The sequence below is a fragment of the Luteimonas sp. S4-F44 genome, from assembly GCF_022637415.1.
GTDB lineage: Bacteria > Pseudomonadota > Gammaproteobacteria > Xanthomonadales > Xanthomonadaceae > Luteimonas.
Genome location: NZ_CP093340.1, coordinates 449,897 through 467,658 on the forward strand (window position 1 = coordinate 449,897; position 17,762 = coordinate 467,658).

13 protein-coding genes are annotated in these 17,762 nt (G+C 69.0%); 5 read left to right on the top strand and 8 right to left on the bottom strand.

What is annotated here, in order from left to right; translation table 11 throughout:
• Window positions 1-62: 62 nt before the first annotated feature.
• Entirely contained in the window at window positions 63-2,114 is a 2,052-nt protein-coding gene (locus MNO14_RS02020) for a sodium-translocating pyrophosphatase (RefSeq protein ID WP_241945148.1), read from the bottom strand.
• A gap of 102 nt (window positions 2,115-2,216) precedes the next feature.
• Window positions 2,217-3,044, bottom strand: coding sequence for an ATP-binding cassette domain-containing protein (locus MNO14_RS02025; RefSeq protein WP_241945149.1), 828 nt, complete (start codon window positions 3,042-3,044; stop codon window positions 2,217-2,219).
• Between the two features lie 118 nt (window positions 3,045-3,162).
• Here MNO14_RS02025 and MNO14_RS02030 point away from each other — a divergent pair, with 118 nt between their 5' ends.
• Both MNO14_RS02030 and MNO14_RS02035 read left to right on the top strand, forming a co-directional pair.
• Window positions 3,163-4,371 (top strand): fatty acid desaturase, encoded by a 1,209-nt coding sequence (locus MNO14_RS02030; RefSeq protein ID WP_241945150.1) that lies wholly within the window; start codon window positions 3,163-3,165, stop codon window positions 4,369-4,371.
• 13 nt (window positions 4,372-4,384) lie between these two features.
• The gene (locus tag MNO14_RS02035) at window positions 4,385-4,744 is read left to right on the top strand and encodes an EF-hand domain-containing protein (RefSeq protein WP_241945151.1); all 360 of its coding nucleotides are present in this window, start codon (window positions 4,385-4,387) and stop codon (window positions 4,742-4,744) included.
• A gap of 355 nt (window positions 4,745-5,099) precedes the next feature.
• Here the strand turns inward: MNO14_RS02035 and MNO14_RS02040 are convergent, their stop codons facing one another.
• Window positions 5,100-6,761: an MFS transporter gene (locus MNO14_RS02040; protein WP_241945152.1), complete on the bottom strand. Its 1,662-nt coding sequence runs from the start codon at window positions 6,759-6,761 to the stop codon at window positions 5,100-5,102.
• A 129-nt stretch (window positions 6,762-6,890) separates the two neighbouring features.
• A complete protein-coding gene (locus MNO14_RS02045; protein WP_241945153.1) occupies window positions 6,891-8,270 on the bottom strand; it encodes a DcaP family trimeric outer membrane transporter in 1,380 nt (459 codons plus the stop codon).
• Window positions 8,271-8,522: 252 nt separating this feature from the next.
• Here MNO14_RS02045 and acs point away from each other — a divergent pair, with 252 nt between their 5' ends.
• Window positions 8,523-10,481 (top strand): acetate--CoA ligase, encoded by a 1,959-nt coding sequence (gene acs / locus MNO14_RS02050; protein ID WP_241945154.1) that lies wholly within the window; start codon window positions 8,523-8,525, stop codon window positions 10,479-10,481.
• 9 nt (window positions 10,482-10,490) lie between these two features.
• Window positions 10,491-11,156: a response regulator transcription factor gene (locus MNO14_RS02055; protein WP_241945155.1), complete on the top strand. Its 666-nt coding sequence runs from the start codon at window positions 10,491-10,493 to the stop codon at window positions 11,154-11,156.
• Window positions 11,157-11,210: 54 nt separating this feature from the next.
• Here MNO14_RS02055 and MNO14_RS02060 read toward each other — a convergent pair whose 3' ends face one another.
• Together MNO14_RS02060 and MNO14_RS02065 are read right to left on the bottom strand one after the other, a co-directional pair.
• On the bottom strand, window positions 11,211-12,527 hold the full coding sequence (locus tag MNO14_RS02060; RefSeq protein WP_241945156.1) for an amidohydrolase family protein: 1,317 nt from the start codon (window positions 12,525-12,527) through the stop codon (window positions 11,211-11,213).
• Window positions 12,524-13,897: an amidohydrolase gene (locus MNO14_RS02065; RefSeq protein WP_241946230.1), complete on the bottom strand. Its 1,374-nt coding sequence runs from the start codon at window positions 13,895-13,897 to the stop codon at window positions 12,524-12,526. The genes MNO14_RS02060 and MNO14_RS02065 overlap by 4 nt, the downstream gene beginning before the upstream one ends.
• Before the next feature lie 175 nt (window positions 13,898-14,072).
• Here MNO14_RS02065 and MNO14_RS02070 point away from each other — a divergent pair, with 175 nt between their 5' ends.
• Window positions 14,073-14,849, top strand: a complete 777-nt coding sequence (locus tag MNO14_RS02070; RefSeq protein ID WP_241945157.1) for an AMP nucleosidase — start codon at window positions 14,073-14,075, stop codon at window positions 14,847-14,849.
• 405 nt (window positions 14,850-15,254) lie between these two features.
• Here the strand turns inward: MNO14_RS02070 and rho are convergent, their stop codons facing one another.
• Together rho and trxA are read right to left on the bottom strand one after the other, a co-directional pair.
• On the bottom strand, window positions 15,255-17,057 hold the full coding sequence (rho, locus tag MNO14_RS02075; RefSeq protein ID WP_241945158.1) for a transcription termination factor Rho: 1,803 nt from the start codon (window positions 17,055-17,057) through the stop codon (window positions 15,255-15,257).
• A gap of 227 nt (window positions 17,058-17,284) precedes the next feature.
• Window positions 17,285-17,611: a thioredoxin gene (trxA, locus tag MNO14_RS02080; RefSeq protein ID WP_047135552.1), complete on the bottom strand. Its 327-nt coding sequence runs from the start codon at window positions 17,609-17,611 to the stop codon at window positions 17,285-17,287.
• Between the last annotated feature and the right edge of the window lie 151 nt (window positions 17,612-17,762).

Genomic DNA, 17,762 nt, shown 5'->3' on the forward strand with positions numbered 1-17,762 from the left:
GCGATGCAGCGACAGCGCCGTCTCGTTGATACATCGACGGCCGCGTCGACGCGCCGTTCTGCCTACAGCAACGGCACCAGCAACAGCGCGACGATATTGATGATCTTGATCAGCGGGTTGATTGCCGGACCGGCGGTGTCCTTGTAGGGATCGCCGACGGTGTCGCCGGTCACCGCGGCCTTGTGGGCTTCGCTGCCCTTGCCGCCGAAGTGACCATCCTCAATGTACTTCTTGGCGTTATCCCAGGCGCCGCCGCCGGTGGTCATCGAGATCGCGACGAACAGGCCGGTGACGATCGTGCCGATCAACAGGCCGCCGAGCGCGCGGATGCCCGCGCCGGGGCCCATCAGCACATTCATGCCCAATGCGACGACGACGGGCACCAACACCGGCAGCAGGGACGGGACGATCATTTCCTTGATCGCCGAGCGGGTGAGCATGTCGACCGCGCGGTCGTACTGCGGCTTGCCGGTACCGGCCATGATCCCGGGGATCTCGCGGAACTGGCGGCGCACTTCCTCCACGACCGCGCCGGCCGCGCGGCCGACCGCCTCCATCGCCATCGCGCCGAACAGGTAGGGGATCAGGCCACCGATGAACAGGCCGATGATCACCGCCGGGTCGGCGAGGTCGAAGCGGAACTCGACACCCGGGTACCTCGCCTCGAGGTTGTGGGTGAAGTCGGCGAACAGCACCAGGGCCGCCAGCGCCGCCGAGCCGATCGCATAACCCTTGGTCACCGCCTTGGTGGTGTTGCCGACCGCGTCGAGGGGATCGGTGATCTCGCGCACCTCCGGCGGCAGCTCGGCCATCTCGGCGATGCCGCCCGCGTTGTCGGTGATCGGGCCATAGGCGTCGAGCGCGACGATCATGCCGGCCATCGACAGCATCGCAGTCGCCGCGATCGCGATGCCGTAGAGCCCGGCGAACGAATAGCAGGCCCAGATCGCGAAGCAGACCGCAACCACCGGCAGCGCGGTCGACTTCATCGACACCCCGAGCCCGGCGATGATGTTGGTGCCGTGGCCCGTCGTCGACGCCTGCGCGATGTGCTGGACCGGCCCGTACTGGGTGCCGGTGTAGTACTCGGTGATCCAGACGATCGCGCCGGTGAGCAGCAGCCCGATCAGCGCGCACCAGTAGAGGTTGCCGGCGCCGTGGGCGTTGTCGGCCATCAACTGCGTGGTGATCGGCCAGAACAGTACCGCGGCGATGACGCCCGAGACGATCACGCCCTTGTACAGCGCGCCCATGATCGAGCCGCCCGACTGCACGCGGACGAAGAACGTGCCGACGATCGAGGCCAGGATCGACGCACCGCCGAGCACCAGCGGATAGAGCACGCCATTGGCGCCGACTTGGTTGGCCATCAGATGGCCCAGCAGCATTGTCGCGATCACCGTGACCGCGTAGGTTTCGAACAGGTCGGCGGCCATGCCGGCGCAGTCGCCGACGTTGTCGCCGACGTTGTCGGCGATCACCGCCGGGTTGCGCGGGTCGTCCTCGGGAATGCCGGCCTCGACCTTGCCGACGAGGTCCGCGCCGACATCCGCGCCCTTGGTGAAGATGCCGCCGCCCAGACGCGCGAAGATCGAGATCAGCGAACTGCCGAAGGCCAAGCCGATCAGTGCGTGCAGGGCGGGCTCGCCGGCAATGCCGAAATGCGGCAACAGCATCCAGTAACCGGCGACACCCAACAGGCCCAGGCCCACCACCAGCATGCCGGTGATCGCGCCACCCCGAAATGCAACGTCCATCGCCGGCCCGATGCCGCGCCTGGCGGCCTCGGCCGTGCGCACGTTGGCGCGGACGGAGACGTTCATGCCGATATAGCCCGCCGCACCCGACAGCACCGCGCCCAGCAGGAAGCCCAAGCCGGTCGACCAGCCCAGGAACAGACCGATCAGCACGAACAGCACCACGCCGGCGATCGAGATGGTCAGATACTGGCGATTGAGGTAGGCGCGCGCGCCTTCCTGGATCGCGCCGGCGATCTGCTGCATCCGTTCGTTGCCGGCCGGTTGCCGGTTGATCCAGCCGGCGGAGACCACGCCGTAGAGAATCGCGATGGCGGCGCAGCCCAGCGCCAGCCACAAACCGTATTGCTCGAGCATGGACCCCCTCCCGAAAGTGGTGATGCCAGACGAAACAGCGGTGGTGCGGGCCGACTATCGCACAGCGCAGGCGCCGAGGGCATGCCGCGCCGCCGCGAGCGCTCAGCTGTTCGGGGCAACCTGCAACGTCGGCACACCGGCGGCGTCGCAGCCCAGCCGAAGCGGCGCCCCGAACGCCTGCGACAGCAGAGCTTCTGTCAGCATTGCCTCGCGCGGCCCTTCGTCCAGGATCCGGCCCTCGCGAAGCAGCACCACATGCCCGATTTCGGGCAGCAGTTCCTCGGCGTGGTGGGTCACCAGGACGAGTGTGGTGCCGCCACGCGCCAGCGTGCGCAGGCGGTCGAGCAACTGTGCGCGGGCGACGACATCGAGTCCGGTCGAGGGCTCGTCGAGCAGCAACGCTTCGGGCCGATGGACGAGCGCCCGGGCGATGAGGACCCGGCGCGCCTCACCCGCCGACAGGGTCGCGTAGCGGCGTCCGGCCAGGTGCGTGGCGGCCATTGCGGCCAAAGCGTCACGTGCTGCGCTTCGCAGGGAGGCATCGACGCGCGCGGACGCAACGGGTGCGATGCTGCCGTGCGCCGCCGCGACGACGGCGTCTTCCACCCGTAGGGCTGGGAGCGACAGCAGGTCCTGGTGGATGCGCCCGGTGACGATGCCCAGTCGCGCGCGCAGCTGCGTCACATCGCCCAGCCGAGCGCCGAACACGCGCACCGGCGGCGTGCCGTCGGCATGCGCCAACGGGTGCAGTTCGCGTGTAAGCAGGTGCACCAGCGTGGACTTGCCGCAGCCGTTGGCGCCCAGGATCGCGGTGTGTCGGCCGGCCGGAATCCGCAGCCGCAGTGCATGCAGCACCGTCCGTCCGTCACGGACCACGGTCGCATCGTGCAGGTCCAGCAGCGGGGGTGTCCGGGGATCGGGCGTGTTCATATGGCGCGCAGTGTGACAGGCCTGAACGCCGCCGCTCACCATACGGGCGGGCAGGGATGGCAATCGTCGCAGGTCCGTCCCATCATGGGACATACACCCGAACCCGTTGTCCATCGCCATGTCCGTCTCGTTGCTCGACCTGTTGTCCGGTGGCCTGTTGCAGTGGGGGTGGGGCGCGATGCTGCTGTACCTGCTGGCCGCCACCCAACTCACCATCTTCGCCGTCACCCTGTACCTGCACCGCAGCCAGGCACATCGCGGCGTGGATTTCCATCCGGCCGTCGCGCACGTCTTCCGCTTCTGGACCTGGCTGACGACGTCGATGATCACCCGCGAATGGGTCGCGATCCACCGCAAACACCACGCCAAATGCGAAACCGAGGACGACCCGCACAGCCCGATGCACAAGGGCATCGGCAACGTCTTCTGGCGCGGCGTGGAGCTGTACCGGGAGGCGCGCGCGCAGCGCGCCGACATCGAGCAGTACGGCAAGGGCACGCCCAGCGACTGGATCGAGCGCCACCTCTACACCCCGTACGCGACCATGGGGCCGACGGTGCTGCTGCTGGTGAGCATCGTGCTGTTCGGCTTCAAGGGCGTCGCGGTCTGGGCGATCCAGATGGCGTGGATCCCGTTCTGGGCCGCCGGCGTGGTCAATGGCCTGGGCCACTGGTGGGGCTACCGCAACTTCGAGACCACCGATACCGCGACCAACCTGACGCCGTGGGGCGTGTGGATCGGCGGCGAGGAACTGCACAACAACCACCATGCGTTCCCGAGCTCGGCGAAGTTCGCGCTGCGGCGCTGGGAGTTCGACATCGGCTGGGCGGTGATCAAGGGGCTGGAGGCGCTGCGCCTGGCCCGGGTGCTGCGGGTTGCGCCGTCGCTCGACGTGCGCCCGAACATCCACGCGCCCGATACCGACACGCTCAAGGCGCTGCTCGCCCATCGCTTCCACGCGATGACCGACTACCAGCGCAACGTGCTGGGCCCGGCGCTGCGCGAGGAGGCGCAGGCGGCCGGCGCCAAGTTACGCGCGCTGCTGCCGCGCAAGCTGCGCCGCGGCCTGGTCGACGATGGCCGCTGGCTCGCGCCCGATGCACGCGCGCAGTTGCAGGCCTGGATCGCGCAACGGCCGCGCATCCGGACCCTCGTCGAGTACCGTGCGCGCCTGGCGGCATTGCTGGAGGCGCGCACGCACAATGCCGGCGAAGCGTTGCAGCACCTGCAGGCCTGGTGCCGCGAGGCCGAAGCCAGCGGGATCCGCGCGCTGCAGGACTACGCGGCCCGGCTCAAGGGCTACTCGCTGCAGAGCGCGCGCGCCTGAGCCGGTCTCTGGGATGAGGCGCGCACCTGGACCGCGCGTCGCGCCGTTGGGCATCGTCCTGGCCTGCGGCGCCTTCGCGACGACCGCCGGCGCCCAGGTCGCGCGCACCGCCGAGTATCTGCAACGGATGGACACCGACGGCGACGGACGCGTGTCGCTGGCCGAGTACCAGGCGTGGATGGGCTACGCTTTCGACCGCATGGATCGCAACGACGACGGCGTGCTGTCGGCCGACGAGTTGCCGGGCGGCCAAGGTCGCCCGATCACCCGGGCCGAGCATCTGGCGCGCCTGGCCGCGACCTTCAATCGCCAGGATCGCAATCGCGACGGCTATCTCGACGCCCGCGAGTTGGCGGCGCCGCCGCAGCGCTGACCGCGTCCGCGATCCGGGGACGCGCGCGAACCGAGCCCGGTGGCGTAGTTACGCGCCGATCGACGTAAACCCCGGCGCTGCCGCTGCGGCCTGACGGCTCCGCTCCGACAAGAGGGCAACGCATTGCGACTGCGTTGCCGGGCAACCCGCGCGCTCACCGCGAACACGATCGGCCCAGCAACGGATGTCGGGCAGGGCCGGTGGGCCTGTCGGCCGCGGGCGACGACCTGGCGGGCGACGCATGCCACGCCTCCGTCTCCCGGATACGGAGGCGCGATGCCCCGAACGACGAACGCCGGCCCAAGGGCCGGCGTCCGGGTCTTGCGTGGCGGGTTCTGGGTCCCGCCGAGAGTGCCTACTTGGTGATGTCGACGTTTCGCGTCTCGCGCAGGAAGAACGTGCCGATCACCAGGGTCATGATCGCGATGCCGATCGGATACCACAGGCCGTAGTAGATGTTGCCCGTGCCGGCCACCAGTGCGAACGAGATCGCGGGCAGGAAGCCGCCGAACCAGCCGTTGCCGATGTGGTAGGGCAGCGACATCGAGGTGTAGCGGATCCGGGTGGGGAACAGCTCGACCAGGTAGGCGGCGATCGGGCCGTAGACCATCGTGACGTAGAGCACCAGGATCCACAGCAGCAGGATCGTCATCGGCACATTGATGCGATCGGTGGCGGCCTTCTCCGGGTAGCCGGCCTGGGTCAGCGCCGCCTTCAGCGCGCCGCCGAACTCGCCCTGCTGCGCCTTGAGCGCATCACCCGCCAGCCCCTCGGCCTCATAGGAGGTGACGACGGTCTGACCGACATGCACCTGGGCCAGCGAGCCGACCGGTGCCGGATCGACGCTGTAGGGCACACCGGCGCGGGTCAGCGCGGCGGTCGCGACATCGCACGAGCTGGTGAACTTGCGGATGCCCACCGGATCGAACTGGAAGCTGCAGGTCTTGGGATCGGCGACCACGACGGCCGGCGAGTTGGTGCTGGCTTCCTCGATCGCCGGGTTGGCGTAGTGGGTGATGCCCTTGAAGATCGGGATGTAAGTGATCGCGGCGATCAGGCAGCCGGCCATGATGATCTTCTTGCGACCGATCCGGTCCGACAGCCAGCCGAAGAAAAGGAAGAACGGCGTGCCCAACAGCAATGCCGCGGCGATCAGTAGGTAGGACACCGTGAGGTCCACCTTGAGCATGCTCTGCAGGTAGAACAGCGCGTAGAACTGGCCCGCATACCAGACCACGGCCTGGCCGGCGGTCGCGCCGAAGAGCACTAGCAGCATCAGCTTCAGATTGCCGTCCTTGAGCGAATCGCGGAACGGCATCTTCGAGCCCTTGCCCTGCGCCTTCATTTCCTGGAACAGCGGTGACTCCGACAGCTGCAGGCGGATCCACACCGAAATGCCCAGCAGCACGATCGAGCCCAGGAACGGAATGCGCCAGCCCCAGTCCTCGAACGCCTCGACGCCGAGAATCCAGCGGCAGCCCAGGATCACCGCCAGCGACAGGAACAGGCCCAGCGTCGCGGTGGTCTGGATGAAGCTGGTGTACAACCCGCGCTTGCCGGGCGGGGCGTGCTCGGCGACGTAGGTCGCCGCGCCGCCGTACTCGCCGCCCATCGCCAGGCCCTGCGCCAGACGCAGCACGATCAGGATCACCGGCGCGGCGACGCCGATCGACGCGTAGCTGGGTAGCACGCCGACCAGGAACGTGGAGATGCCCATGATCAGGATCGTGATCAGGAACGTGTACTTGCGTCCGATGCGGTCGCCGAGGCTGCCGAAGAAGGCAGCGCCGAACGGACGCACGAAAAAGCCCGCGGCGAACGCCAGCAGCGTGAAGATCATGCCGGTGGTTTCGTTGACGCCGCTGAAGAACTGCCGCGAGATGATGATCGCAAGCGAACCGTAGAGATAGAAGTCGTACCACTCGAAGACGGTGCCGAGACTGGATGCGAAGATGACCTTCTTATGGCCCTTCGTCAGCGGGCCCGTAGGCGCCGCGTTGGCGGTCGTGCTGGACATGGGAAGCTTCCCCTCCGAAGCGTGCGTGGGATGGACGGCCCCGGCGGAATGCCGGCGGTCCGGTCGTGCGTGCGGCAGGCGCGCGAGCGCAGTCCGGCGCGGTCGATGCAGCGACCGCGCCGGGGTGGATCAGAACGAGTAGCGGGCCATCGTGTGCAGACGCATCAGCTCGCCGTCGACGCCCGATTCGAGCGTGCGTTCGCCCCAGATCGCCTCGACGCCGAAGTCGAGCTTGGGCACCGGCGACCAGATCACATTGGCGTGCACCGAATGCACCTTGCGGGTCACACCCAGGCCCGTCCAGGCGGTGTCGTTGTCCCACTGCGAGCGGGCGTAATACAGATTGCCGCGCACCGACGGGCTGAACACCTGGCGCACGCCGAAATAGCCGGCCCAGCCACCGAGCGCGTCGATGTTGCCGGCGGCGTCGACCATCGCGTCCTGCTGGATCGTCGCCAGACCGATGTAGCGGCCGATGCCCTCGCCACCGCTGACCTGGTAGCGGATGTCGGTGCTGTCGCCCAGCTTGACCAGGCCGCTGACGGTCGCGCCAAAGCCGGTATCGGTGCTGTCCAGGCCCGGCGCGGGCTCGTACTTGAGCTGGCGCGCCATGCCGGCGACGCTCACGTGGCCCCAGTCGGCCTTGTGGGTGTAGCGGGCGATAACGTCGGGGATCGCGCTGTTGTCGCCGGCGATGATCCGCGCCGCGCCGCCGAAGGGCTGCACCGTCGTCTCCGGGCTTTCGATCGATACCGTCCACGGGCCGCTGGTGTAACGGACCTGCGGCTGGCGCACGAACACGACTGCGTCGGTCGGGCCGACGAAGTCCACCGCGTCGATCAACGCGTTGGTGTCCATGAAGTTCGACCAGGTCTGGCCGACCAGCCAGTTGTTGTAGGTCAGATAGGCGTGGCGCAGCGTGGCGCCGTAGGTGTTGGTCGCCGCCGAGTTGCCGAGCGTGCCGCCGAAGAAGTCCATCTCCACGCGCGCGCCGAGCTTGTCGCCCGAGTCGAGCACGGTGCTGGCGTCGAACCACAGCCGCGAGAACTTCGCGTGCGCGTCCATGTAGGTGTCCGGGCCTTCGCCGCCGACCGGGATCGCGCCGGGCACGTAGAAGTCGCGGCCGGCGGTGCCCTTGGCGATGTCGCCGTCGGTGGTTTTGGTGGCCATGCCATCGATGCGGATCATGCCGCCGACGGTGAACTTGGTGCCCGGATTGGCCTGCGGGGTGATCGTGGTGGCTTGGATCGGCTGGCTGCCGGCCGGGATCGGTGCCGCGGCGACCGCCGGCGCGGCCGCCTGCGCGGTGCGCACTTCCTGCACCTGCGCGGCGGTCTGCTGCTGTTGCCCGAGCAGCGCCTGCACCTGCGATTCGAGTTGCGCGATCCGCGCCTCGAGCTCGCGCTCCTTGGCGGTTTGCGCAAATGCGGCGCCCGGCAGTGCGAGCGCGACGAGCACGGCGGCCGTGAGCAGGCGCGGCCTGGCCTGCGCGGCGATGGTCTGTGTCATGTCCCCTCCCAAGGGATGCGTGAGCCTGAGCCTGGTCGAACCGGCGCCCGGTCCTGCGCGCAGACTGCATGGCAGCGCGCTCCGCGCCCATTCGCCATTGGTCGAAGTGCGGCCGCCCGTAGCGGACGCGGCACGCGCCGGGCCGGCGCGCGGACGCACGGGGGACCCCGCGGGCTAGACCAAGGTCCTAGCGTCGCGAGCCGGCGGATGCGGCACACTGGCGTGACGCGCAACAAGGGGAAGAGGTCCCGCATGTCCAGTCCCGAAGAACGTCATCCGGTCCCGGCCGGTTTCGCCGGTCCCGACACCATTACCCAGGACGACTACGCGCGCGACTACGCGCGATCGGTCCAGGACCCCGAAGCCTTCTGGGGCGAGATCGCCCAGCGGCTGGACTGGTACCGGCCGCCGACCCGGATCCGCGACGTCAGCTACGACCTGTCCGACTTCCGCATCCGCTGGTTCGACGACGGCGAGCTCAATGTCAGCGTCAACTGCCTGGACCGCCACCTGGCGCGCAACGGCGACAAGACCGCGTTGATCTGGGAGCCCGACGGCCCCGACACCGAGGCCCGCCACATCAGCTACCGCGAGCTGCACGCTCGCGTGTGCCGGCTGGCCAATGCGCTGCGCAACCTCGGCATCGCCAAGGGCGACCGGGTCACGATCTACCTGCCGATGATCGTCGAGGCCGCGGTGGCGATGCTCGCCTGCGCCCGCATCGGCGCGGTGCATTCGGTGGTCTTCGGTGGCTTCTCGCCCAATTCTATCGCCGACCGCGTCGGCGACTGCGGCAGCAAGCTGATCATCACCGCCGACGAGGGCATGCGCGGCGGCAAGCGCGTGCTGCTGAAGGCAAATGTCGATGCCGCGCTCAAACTGCCCGGCGCGCAGAGCGTGGAGACCGTGCTCGTGGTCCGCCACACCGGCGGCGCCGTCGACATGCAGATGCCGCGCGACCGCTGGTACGACGCCGTCGTCGACGGGCAGCCCGACACCTGCGAGCCCGAGCGCATGAACGCGGAAGACCCGCTGTTCATCCTCTATACCTCCGGCTCGACCGGCAAGCCCAAGGGCGTGCTGCACACCACCGCCGGCTACCTGCTGTTCGCCAGCTATACGCATGCCTCGGTGTTCGACCTGCGCGACGACGACATCTACTGGTGCACCGCCGACGTGGGCTGGGTGACCGGCCACAGCTACATCGTCTACGGCCCGCTGGCGAACGCGGCGACCTCGCTGGTGTTCGAGGGCGTGCCGAACTACCCGAGCGTGTCGCGCTTCTGGGAAGTGATCGACAAGCACCAGGTCACGATCTTCTACACCGCGCCGACCGCGATCCGCGCGCTGATGCGCGAAGGCGAGGCGCCGGTCAAGAAGACCTCGCGCGCAAGCCTGCGCCTGCTGGGCAGCGTCGGCGAGCCGATCAATCCCGAGGCCTGGCGCTGGTATTCCGATGTCGTCGGCGACGGCCGCTGTCCGATCGTCGACACCTGGTGGCAGACCGAGACCGGCGGCATCCTGATCTCGCCGCTGCCCGGCGCGATCGAGGCCAAGCCCGGCTCGGCGACCAAGCCGTTCTTCGGCGTGCAGCCGGCGCTGGTCGATGCCAATGGCACGATCCTCGAAGGCGCAGCCGAGGGCAATCTCGTGATCACCGACTCGTGGCCGGGGCAGATGCGCAGCGTCTACGGCGACCACCAACGCTTCATCGACACCTACTTCAAGGCCTACCCGGGGATGTACTTCACCGGCGATGGCTGCCGGCGTGACGAGGACGGCTATTACTGGATCACTGGCCGCGTCGACGACGTCATCAACGTGTCCGGTCACCGCATCGGCACCGCGGAACTGGAAAGCGCGCTGGTGCTCCATCCCAAGGTCGCCGAGGCGGCGGTCGTCGGCTTCCCGCACGACATCAAGGGGCAGGGCATCTACGCCTACGTCACCCTCAAGGCCGGCGAGGAGTACACCGAGGAACTGCGCAAGGAACTGGTCGCGCACGTGCGCCGCGAGATCGGGCCGACCGCAACCCCGGACCACATCCAGTGGGCGCCGGGCCTGCCCAAGACCCGCTCGGGCAAGATCATGCGGCGCATCCTGCGCAAGATCGCCGAGAACGCCCCCGACCAGCTTGGCGACACCAGCACGCTGGCCGACCCCTCGGTCGTCGATGCGCTGGTCAAGGAACGCTACGTCCCCAACGCCTGATCCCGCCCGATGACGACCCTGCTGATCGCCGATGACCATCCGCTGTTCCGCGAAGCCCTGCGCGGGGCGATCGCGCGCGCCGTGCCCGATGCCCGGCTGCGCGAGGCGCACAACGTCGAGGCGCTGTACGCGATGGTCGAGGCCGAGCCCGACGCCGATCTGTTGATGCTCGACCTCAACATGCCCGGCGCCCAGGGGTTCAGCGCACTGGTGCACCTGCGCGCGCAGTTCCCGCAACTGCCGGTGCTGATGGTGTCGGCGCGCGAGGAGCCGGCGGTGATGCGCCGGGCACTCGACCATGGTGCGGCCGGCTTCGTCCCGAAGTCGGCCGATGCCGAAACGCTGGGGCGCGCGGTCGCGCAGGTGCTCGACGGCGATCGTTTCGTCCCCGAGGCCGCGGTCTCGGCGCCGGCGGTCTCGGCCGGCGAACACGATGTCGCCGCGCGCCTGCGCGACCTCACGCCGCAGCAGTTCCGGGTGCTGCAGATGCTCGGCGATGGCATGCTCAACAAGCAGATCGCCTACGAGCTCGGCGTCTCCGAGGCCACGGTCAAGGCGCACATGACCGCAGTGCTGCGCAAGCTCGGCGCCTCCAACCGCACCCAGGCGGTGTTGATCGCCGGCAAGCTCGCCGTCGACCCCGACGTCGACGGCATCCCGCCCGACGCGCGCTGAGCCGACGCGCAGGGTAAGCGCCTTTCTCCGACCGCGGAGGAAGGCGCACGTGCCTCAACGGTGCCGGTAGGCCCGCGGCAGGCCACCCTCGTTGGCCGGGACTGCCGGCGGCAGGTAGCGGTCGCGCAGTTCGGTCTGGCGCGAGCGCATCTCGATCGCGCGGCCGCCGAACCACACCTGGTCCGCGGTGTAGGCGACGTCCAACGGGTCGCCCGACCACAGCACCAGATCGGCGGTGCGACCAACGGCGATCGTGCCGATCGCCGCATCGACGCCGAAGGTCTCGGCCGGCACACGTGTCAGTCCGGCCAGGCCGGCCTCCCAGGGCAGCCCGTGGGCGACCGCATTGCCGGCCAGCTGGCGCAGCTTGCGGGCGTTGTGCGAGGCGTCGCTGGCCTGCGCGAAGCCGACACGCACGCCGGCTGCGTGCAGGCGTGCGGCGTTCTCGAGCGTGGCACCGATCTGGTCGAAGTCCGACGGCAGGTTGACCAGCGGATCGACGAACACCGGCACGCCGGCGGCCGCGAGTTCGGGCGCCAGCTTCCAGGCCTCGGCACCGCCGCGGATCGCGATGCGCAGGCCGTGGCGCTTGCGCCAGCGCAGCAGTTGGCGGATGTCGGCGGCGCGGTTGACGCCGACGACGATCGTGCCCTGGCCGTCGAGGTAACGCGTCAGTGCGCGCTTGCCGGCCGGCGTCAGCGACGCGACGTGCGAATCGGTCGGCAGCCGGCCGCGCGCCTCGTCGATCAACTGGTCCAGCAGCATCCACTGCGCCGCGCGCGACTGCCCGCTTTGCTCGGCGCCGGCGCTGCCCAGCGCCAGGTACAGCACCTTCGGACCGGCCGGATCGACGCTGCCGTCCAGGCGCATCGCCGCGCCCTGGCCGCCGACGATCGCGTTCGCGTTGCCGGCCGACAGCAGCGTGAAGCCGATGCCTTCCACGCGCGCGACCGGGATCACGATCGAGTCGGGATTGAACGCCAGCGTGACGTCGAACTCCGGACGCACGACCATGTCCTCGGCGCGGCCGAGAGACAGGCGGTCGTCGCGGGTGCCGCGCTCACCCGACACCTCCTCGATGCCGATCCCGGTCACGCCGCCGAACAGCGTCGGTGTCAGCGGACGCCCGCCGGCCTCGACGACCGGCACGCCGGCCGCCGACAGCCCTGGGCCGACCGCGGCGATGCGGCCGCCGCGCACCAGCACGTCGGCCTCGCGTAGCGTGCCCTGGGCACCGGCGGTGTGGACCGTCGCGCCGCGGATCAGCACGTCCTGCGCGACGACCGGCAGCGTGGCGGCGACGAGTGCGCCTACGCACAGCAGGCGCGCGATCGTGCGCCCGACGCGCCGGGTGGAGACAGCGCGGCTCATCGGGTGCCTCCGGTGACGGCTGCGCCCTGGCCGAGCATGAAGTCCGTCACCGGCTGGCGCGTCGGATCGAACCGGTCGTAGACATGCGCGCCGTCGATCCACACCTGCTCGGCGAGCGCGTAGACGCTGAACGGATTCCCGTTCCACAGCACCACATCGCCCATCTTGCCCGGCGCCAGCGTGCCGGTGCGCTCGAGCACACCCAGCGAGCGCGCCGCGTTCTCGGTCAGCCAGCGGATCGCATGCTCGGGCGCGATGTCGAGCCCCGCGCGCTGGGCGCTGGCCAGCACCTTGGCCGCCTCCTGGTTGAGGCGCTGGATGCCTTCGTCGGAATCCGAATGCACGATCGCGCAGCCGCCCGGCGCGCGGTCGACAATCGCGATGTTCTCCTGGATGCCGTCGAAGGCCTCCATCTTGAAGCCCCACCAGTCGGCCCAAAGCGCACCGCACACGCCCTCGGCGGCCAGCCGGTCGGCGATCTTGTAGGCCTCCACGCCGTGGTGGAACGCGGTGATGTGGAAGTCGAACTCATGCGCCAGATCCAGCATCTGCGCCATCTCGTCGGCGCGGTAGCAATGGATGTGCACCAGAATCTCGCCGTCCATCGCGCCGGCCAGCGTCTCGAGCTTGAGGTCGCGCTTGCCGGGCGAATCGCCGGTCTGTTTGTCGCGGTACTCGGCCGCGTCGATCAGTGCGGAGCGGTAGCCGGCGACATTGCCCATGCGCGTGGCCGGGCCGCCCTTCTCGCCGTAGACGCGCTTGGGATTCTCGCCGCAGGCCATCTTCAGCCCGTAAGGCGCGCCGGGAAACTTCATCCCCTGCACCGTGGTCGCGGCGACGTTCTTGAGCGTGACGCCGCGCCCACCAACGAGGTTCGCCGAGCCGGGCAGGATCTGCAGCGTGGTGATGCCACCGGCTAGCGCCGCGCCGAAGCCCGGGTCCTGCGGCCACACCGAATGCTCGGCCCACACCTGCGCGGTGACCGGCGCGGTCATCTCGTTGCCGTCGCTGTGCGCGCGCGCGCCGGGGCTGGGGTACACGCCCAAATGGGAGTGGACGTCGATCAGGCCCGGCGTGACCCACTTGCCGGAGCCGTCGACGCGCTGCGCATCGGCCGGCACATCGAGGTTGCGTCCGACCGCGGCGACGCGGCCGTCGCGCAGCAGCACATCGGCGCCGTCCAGGCGCTGGCCGTCGCCAATCAGCACCGTGGCGCCGCTGATCAGTACCGGCGCAGCGGCGATCGGCGCATAGGTGCTGGGGTAGGGCGCGGACGGGGAAGCGGCACGGGACGGCGCCCCGGATGAGGCGGTAGTGGCACAGCCGCCCAGCAGGACGGCCGCCAGGGCGGCGGACAACAGACGAGACATCGACAACTCCCCGAAGCGATGGATGATGGAACAGCCGTCGCGCATGCGCGACCCCCGAAGCGTCATCGAGTGTACCCGTGTCGTGGCCGTGCGCACTGCGACCGTGCGCGCAGTTGTGGCGGGCTGCGCCGACCAGGGCGCGGTGCGAGAATGCCTCCGAAGTAAGGAGAAGACGATGAAAGAAAAAGACCAGATCGTCGGCAACTGGCTGCCGCGCTACACCGGCGTACCGCTGGACCAGTTCGGCGAGCACGTGCTGTTGACCAACTTCGGCGGCTACCTGCATCACTTCGCGCGCCTGACTGGCGCCCAGGTCGTGGGCCTGGATCGGCCGATGCCCAGCGCCACCGCCGACGGCATCACGATGATCAACTTCGGCATGGGCAGCCCGAACGCGGCGACGATGATGGACCTGCTCTCGGCGGTCATGCCCAAGTCGGTGCTGTTCCTGGGCAAGTGCGGCGGGCTCAAGCGCAAGAACCAGCTGGGCGACTTGGTGCTGCCGATCGCGGCGATCCGCGGCGAAGGCACCAGCAGCGATTACCTGCTGCCGGAGGTGCCGGCGCTGCCGGCGTTCGCGCTGCAACGCGCGGTCTCGACGATGATCCGCGACCTTGGCCACGACTACTGGACCGGCACCGTCTACACCACCAACCGTCGCGTCTGGGAACACGACGACGCGTTCAAGGAGCGGTTGCGGGCGATGCGCTGCATGGCCATCGACATGGAAACCGCGACGATCTTCGCCGCCGGCTTTGCCAACCGCATTCCGTCGGGTGCGCTGCTGCTGGTCAGCGACCAGCCGATGATTCCCGAAGGCGTCAAGACCGAAGTTTCCGACGCCCGGGTCAGCGCCGACTTCGTCGAGCGCCATATCCAGATCGGCATCGAAGCATTGAAGCTGATCCGCCGCCACGGCAAGTCGGTCCGGCATCTGCGCTTCGACGAGTGAAGACATCGCACGGGCGCCGCCTCCGCGCGGGGCGGATTCCGGCGCCTGAAACCGAGACGGCGTGAGTCAGTGCCAGAGCAGAAAGTCCGACGCCCACTGTTTGCCTACTTAAAAAACCAGGGTCAGAGTGCAATTTCGGCTTGCGAAATTGCACTCTGACCCTGGTTTGCGCCGGCCACGCGTTCGAGTCAAGGCAGGGCATGGATAGCGTGCGCGGTATTGCCGCGCATCCATGCGGACGCTACGTGTGGCCAGACCACGAAGCGGCCTTGACCGAGAGGAGAGCGGCTTCCGGCTGGCGGACTGCTGCCCATCCGAAGCGGCACTCCGATCCCCACACCTGAGAGAAAAACCAAAAAAGAACGCCCCGCGATGCGGGGCGTTTCTCCGGAAGGCCGGGAGCCTTTAGCGCTTCATCGACGAGAAGAATTCGTCGTTGGACTTCGTGCTCTTCATCTTGTCGAGCAGGAACTCCATCGCGGCGATTTCGTCCATCGGGTGCAGCAGCTTGCGCAGGATCCAGATCTTCTGCAGCAGCTCGGGCTCGATCAGGTAGTCCTCGCGGCGGGTGCCCGACTGGTTGACGTTGATCGCCGGATAGACGCGCTTCTCGGTGATACGACGGTCCAAGTGGACTTCCGAATTGCCGGTGCCCTTGAACTCTTCGTAGATCACCTTGTCCATCGCGCTGCCGGTATCGACCAGTGCGGTGGCGATGATCGTCAGCGAACCGCCTTCCTCGACGTTGCGGGCCGCGCCGAAGAAGCGCTTGGGCCGGTGCATCGCGTTGGCGTCGACGCCGCCGGTGAGCACTTTGCCCGAGCTCGGCACGACGTTGTTGTAGGCGCGGGCCAGACGGGTGATCGAGTCGAGCAGGATGACCACGTCCTTCTTGTGCTCGACCAGGCGCTTGGCGCGCTCGATCACCATCTCGGCGACCTGCACGTGACGCGCGGCCGGCTCGTCGAACGTCGAGCTGATGACCTCGCCGCGCACAGTGCGCTGCATCTCGGTCACTTCCTCGGGCCGCTCGTCGATCAGCAGCACGATCAGGTGCACGTCGGGGTGGTTGTAGGTGATGGCGCTGGCAACCTGCTGCATCATCATCGTCTTGCCGGCCTTGGGCGGCGAGACGATCAGGGCGCGCTGGCCCTTGCCCTGCGGGGCCATCAGGTCGAGGATGCGTCCGGCGATGTCCTCGCTGGAGCCGTCGCCACGCTCGAGCTTGAAGCGCTTGCGCGGGAACAGCGGGGTCAGGTTCTCGAACAGCACCTTGCCCTTGCTGGCCTCCGGCGGCTCGCCGTTGATCGTGTCCACGACCGACAGCGCGAAGTAGCGCTCGCCGTCCTTCGGCCAGCGGATGCGGCCGAGCAGGTGGTCGCCGGTGCGCAGGTTGAAGCGGCGGATCTGGCTGGGCGAGATGTAGACATCGTCCGGACCGGCCAGGTAGCTGGCCTCGGCTGCGCGCAGGAAGCCGTAGCCGTCGGGCAGGATCTCGAGCACGCCGTCGGCGACGACGCCCTCGCCATGCCGGGTCAGCACCTTGAGCAGCGCGAAGATCACGTCCTGCTTGCGGGCGCGGGCGACGCCCTCGATCGCGAGCTGGTCGGCGATGTCGAGCAGCTTGTGTGCCGGCATCCGCTTCAGGTCGCTCAGCGAGTACTGCGGGAAGCCCTCAGGCACGTTCGGCGGCGGCAGGCGCTGCGCGTGGTCGTTGCCGCCGTCCTGCGGCAGGCCGTCGTCGCGGCCGCCGCGCTGGCGGTCCCGCCGGTTCTTGAAGCGATCGCGGCGGTTGCCCTGGTCCTGGCGATCCTGCCGGTTGTTCTGGTCCTGGCGGTTGTTCTGGTAAGGCTGCTGCTGCGGGCGCGGTTCGCCGCCCTGGCGCTCACCGCCATTGCGGGGTTCACCGCCGTTGCGCGGCTCGTGGCGCTGTCCGCCGTCCTGCGGCGTGCCATCGCCGCCTGTGGCAGGCGGGGCCTTCGGCGGCTGCGGGCGCGGCGCCTCTGGTGCGGCCGATGCCGGGGCCTCGGCGGCCGGACGTGGCGGCGCCGGGGCGGCAGGGGCGTCCTGGGCGGGAAGCTGGAGCTGGGGCTGGGGGGCGTCGGACGCAGCATCGGCGGGCTTTTTGGCCGCGCGGGGCTTGCGGACGCGCTTGACGGCGGTGTCGGCGGCCGGCGTGCCGGCGTCGTCAGGGGTGTTGTCGGACAAGAGCAGAATCCTCGCTCGGTGCGAGCGCCCGGAGGGCGGAAGGTGGAAACGGGCAGGGCCGGGAGATCACGCCCGGCAGGTGCAGTTCAGATGGGTGCGGCAGGCGAATGCCTACCGGAGTCGCGCAAACCTAGCATCGCCGCGGGGGCGTCGGCAAGCGGTTGCGGCGATGGCGATTCAGGCCGAGGCCGCTGGCGGCGGTGTTGGGGCCGCCGCGGGAGGGGCGCTCAGAGCGCCTTGTCGATCAACTGGGCCAGCTGGGCCTTGCCGACCGCGCCAATCTGGGTGCCATGGACCTGGCCGTCCTTGAACACCAGCAGCATCGGGATCGAGCGCACGTGGTACTTCAGCGCGGTGGCCTGGTTTTGGTCGACGTCGACTTTGACCACCTTGGCGCGCCCGGCGTAGTCGCCGGCCAGTTCGTCCAGCGCCGGGGCGATCATCCGGCAGGGGCCGCACCACGGCGCCCAGAAGTCCACCAGCACCGGCACGTCGGCCTGCAGCACGGTGGCGTCGAAGTCGGAATCGGTGGCATGGATGACGCGTTCGCTCACGGGCTTCTCCAGATCGAGGAGGCGCCGGCTGCGGCAGCGGCGCCGGGATGGATGGTAAAGTGGGGGATCGTCGGCCCGAATCAAGGCGGCGCATCCGCGGGACGACCCACGCGTCCTGCATCCAGGCAGTCTGCGTTGCGGATGCCTCCCA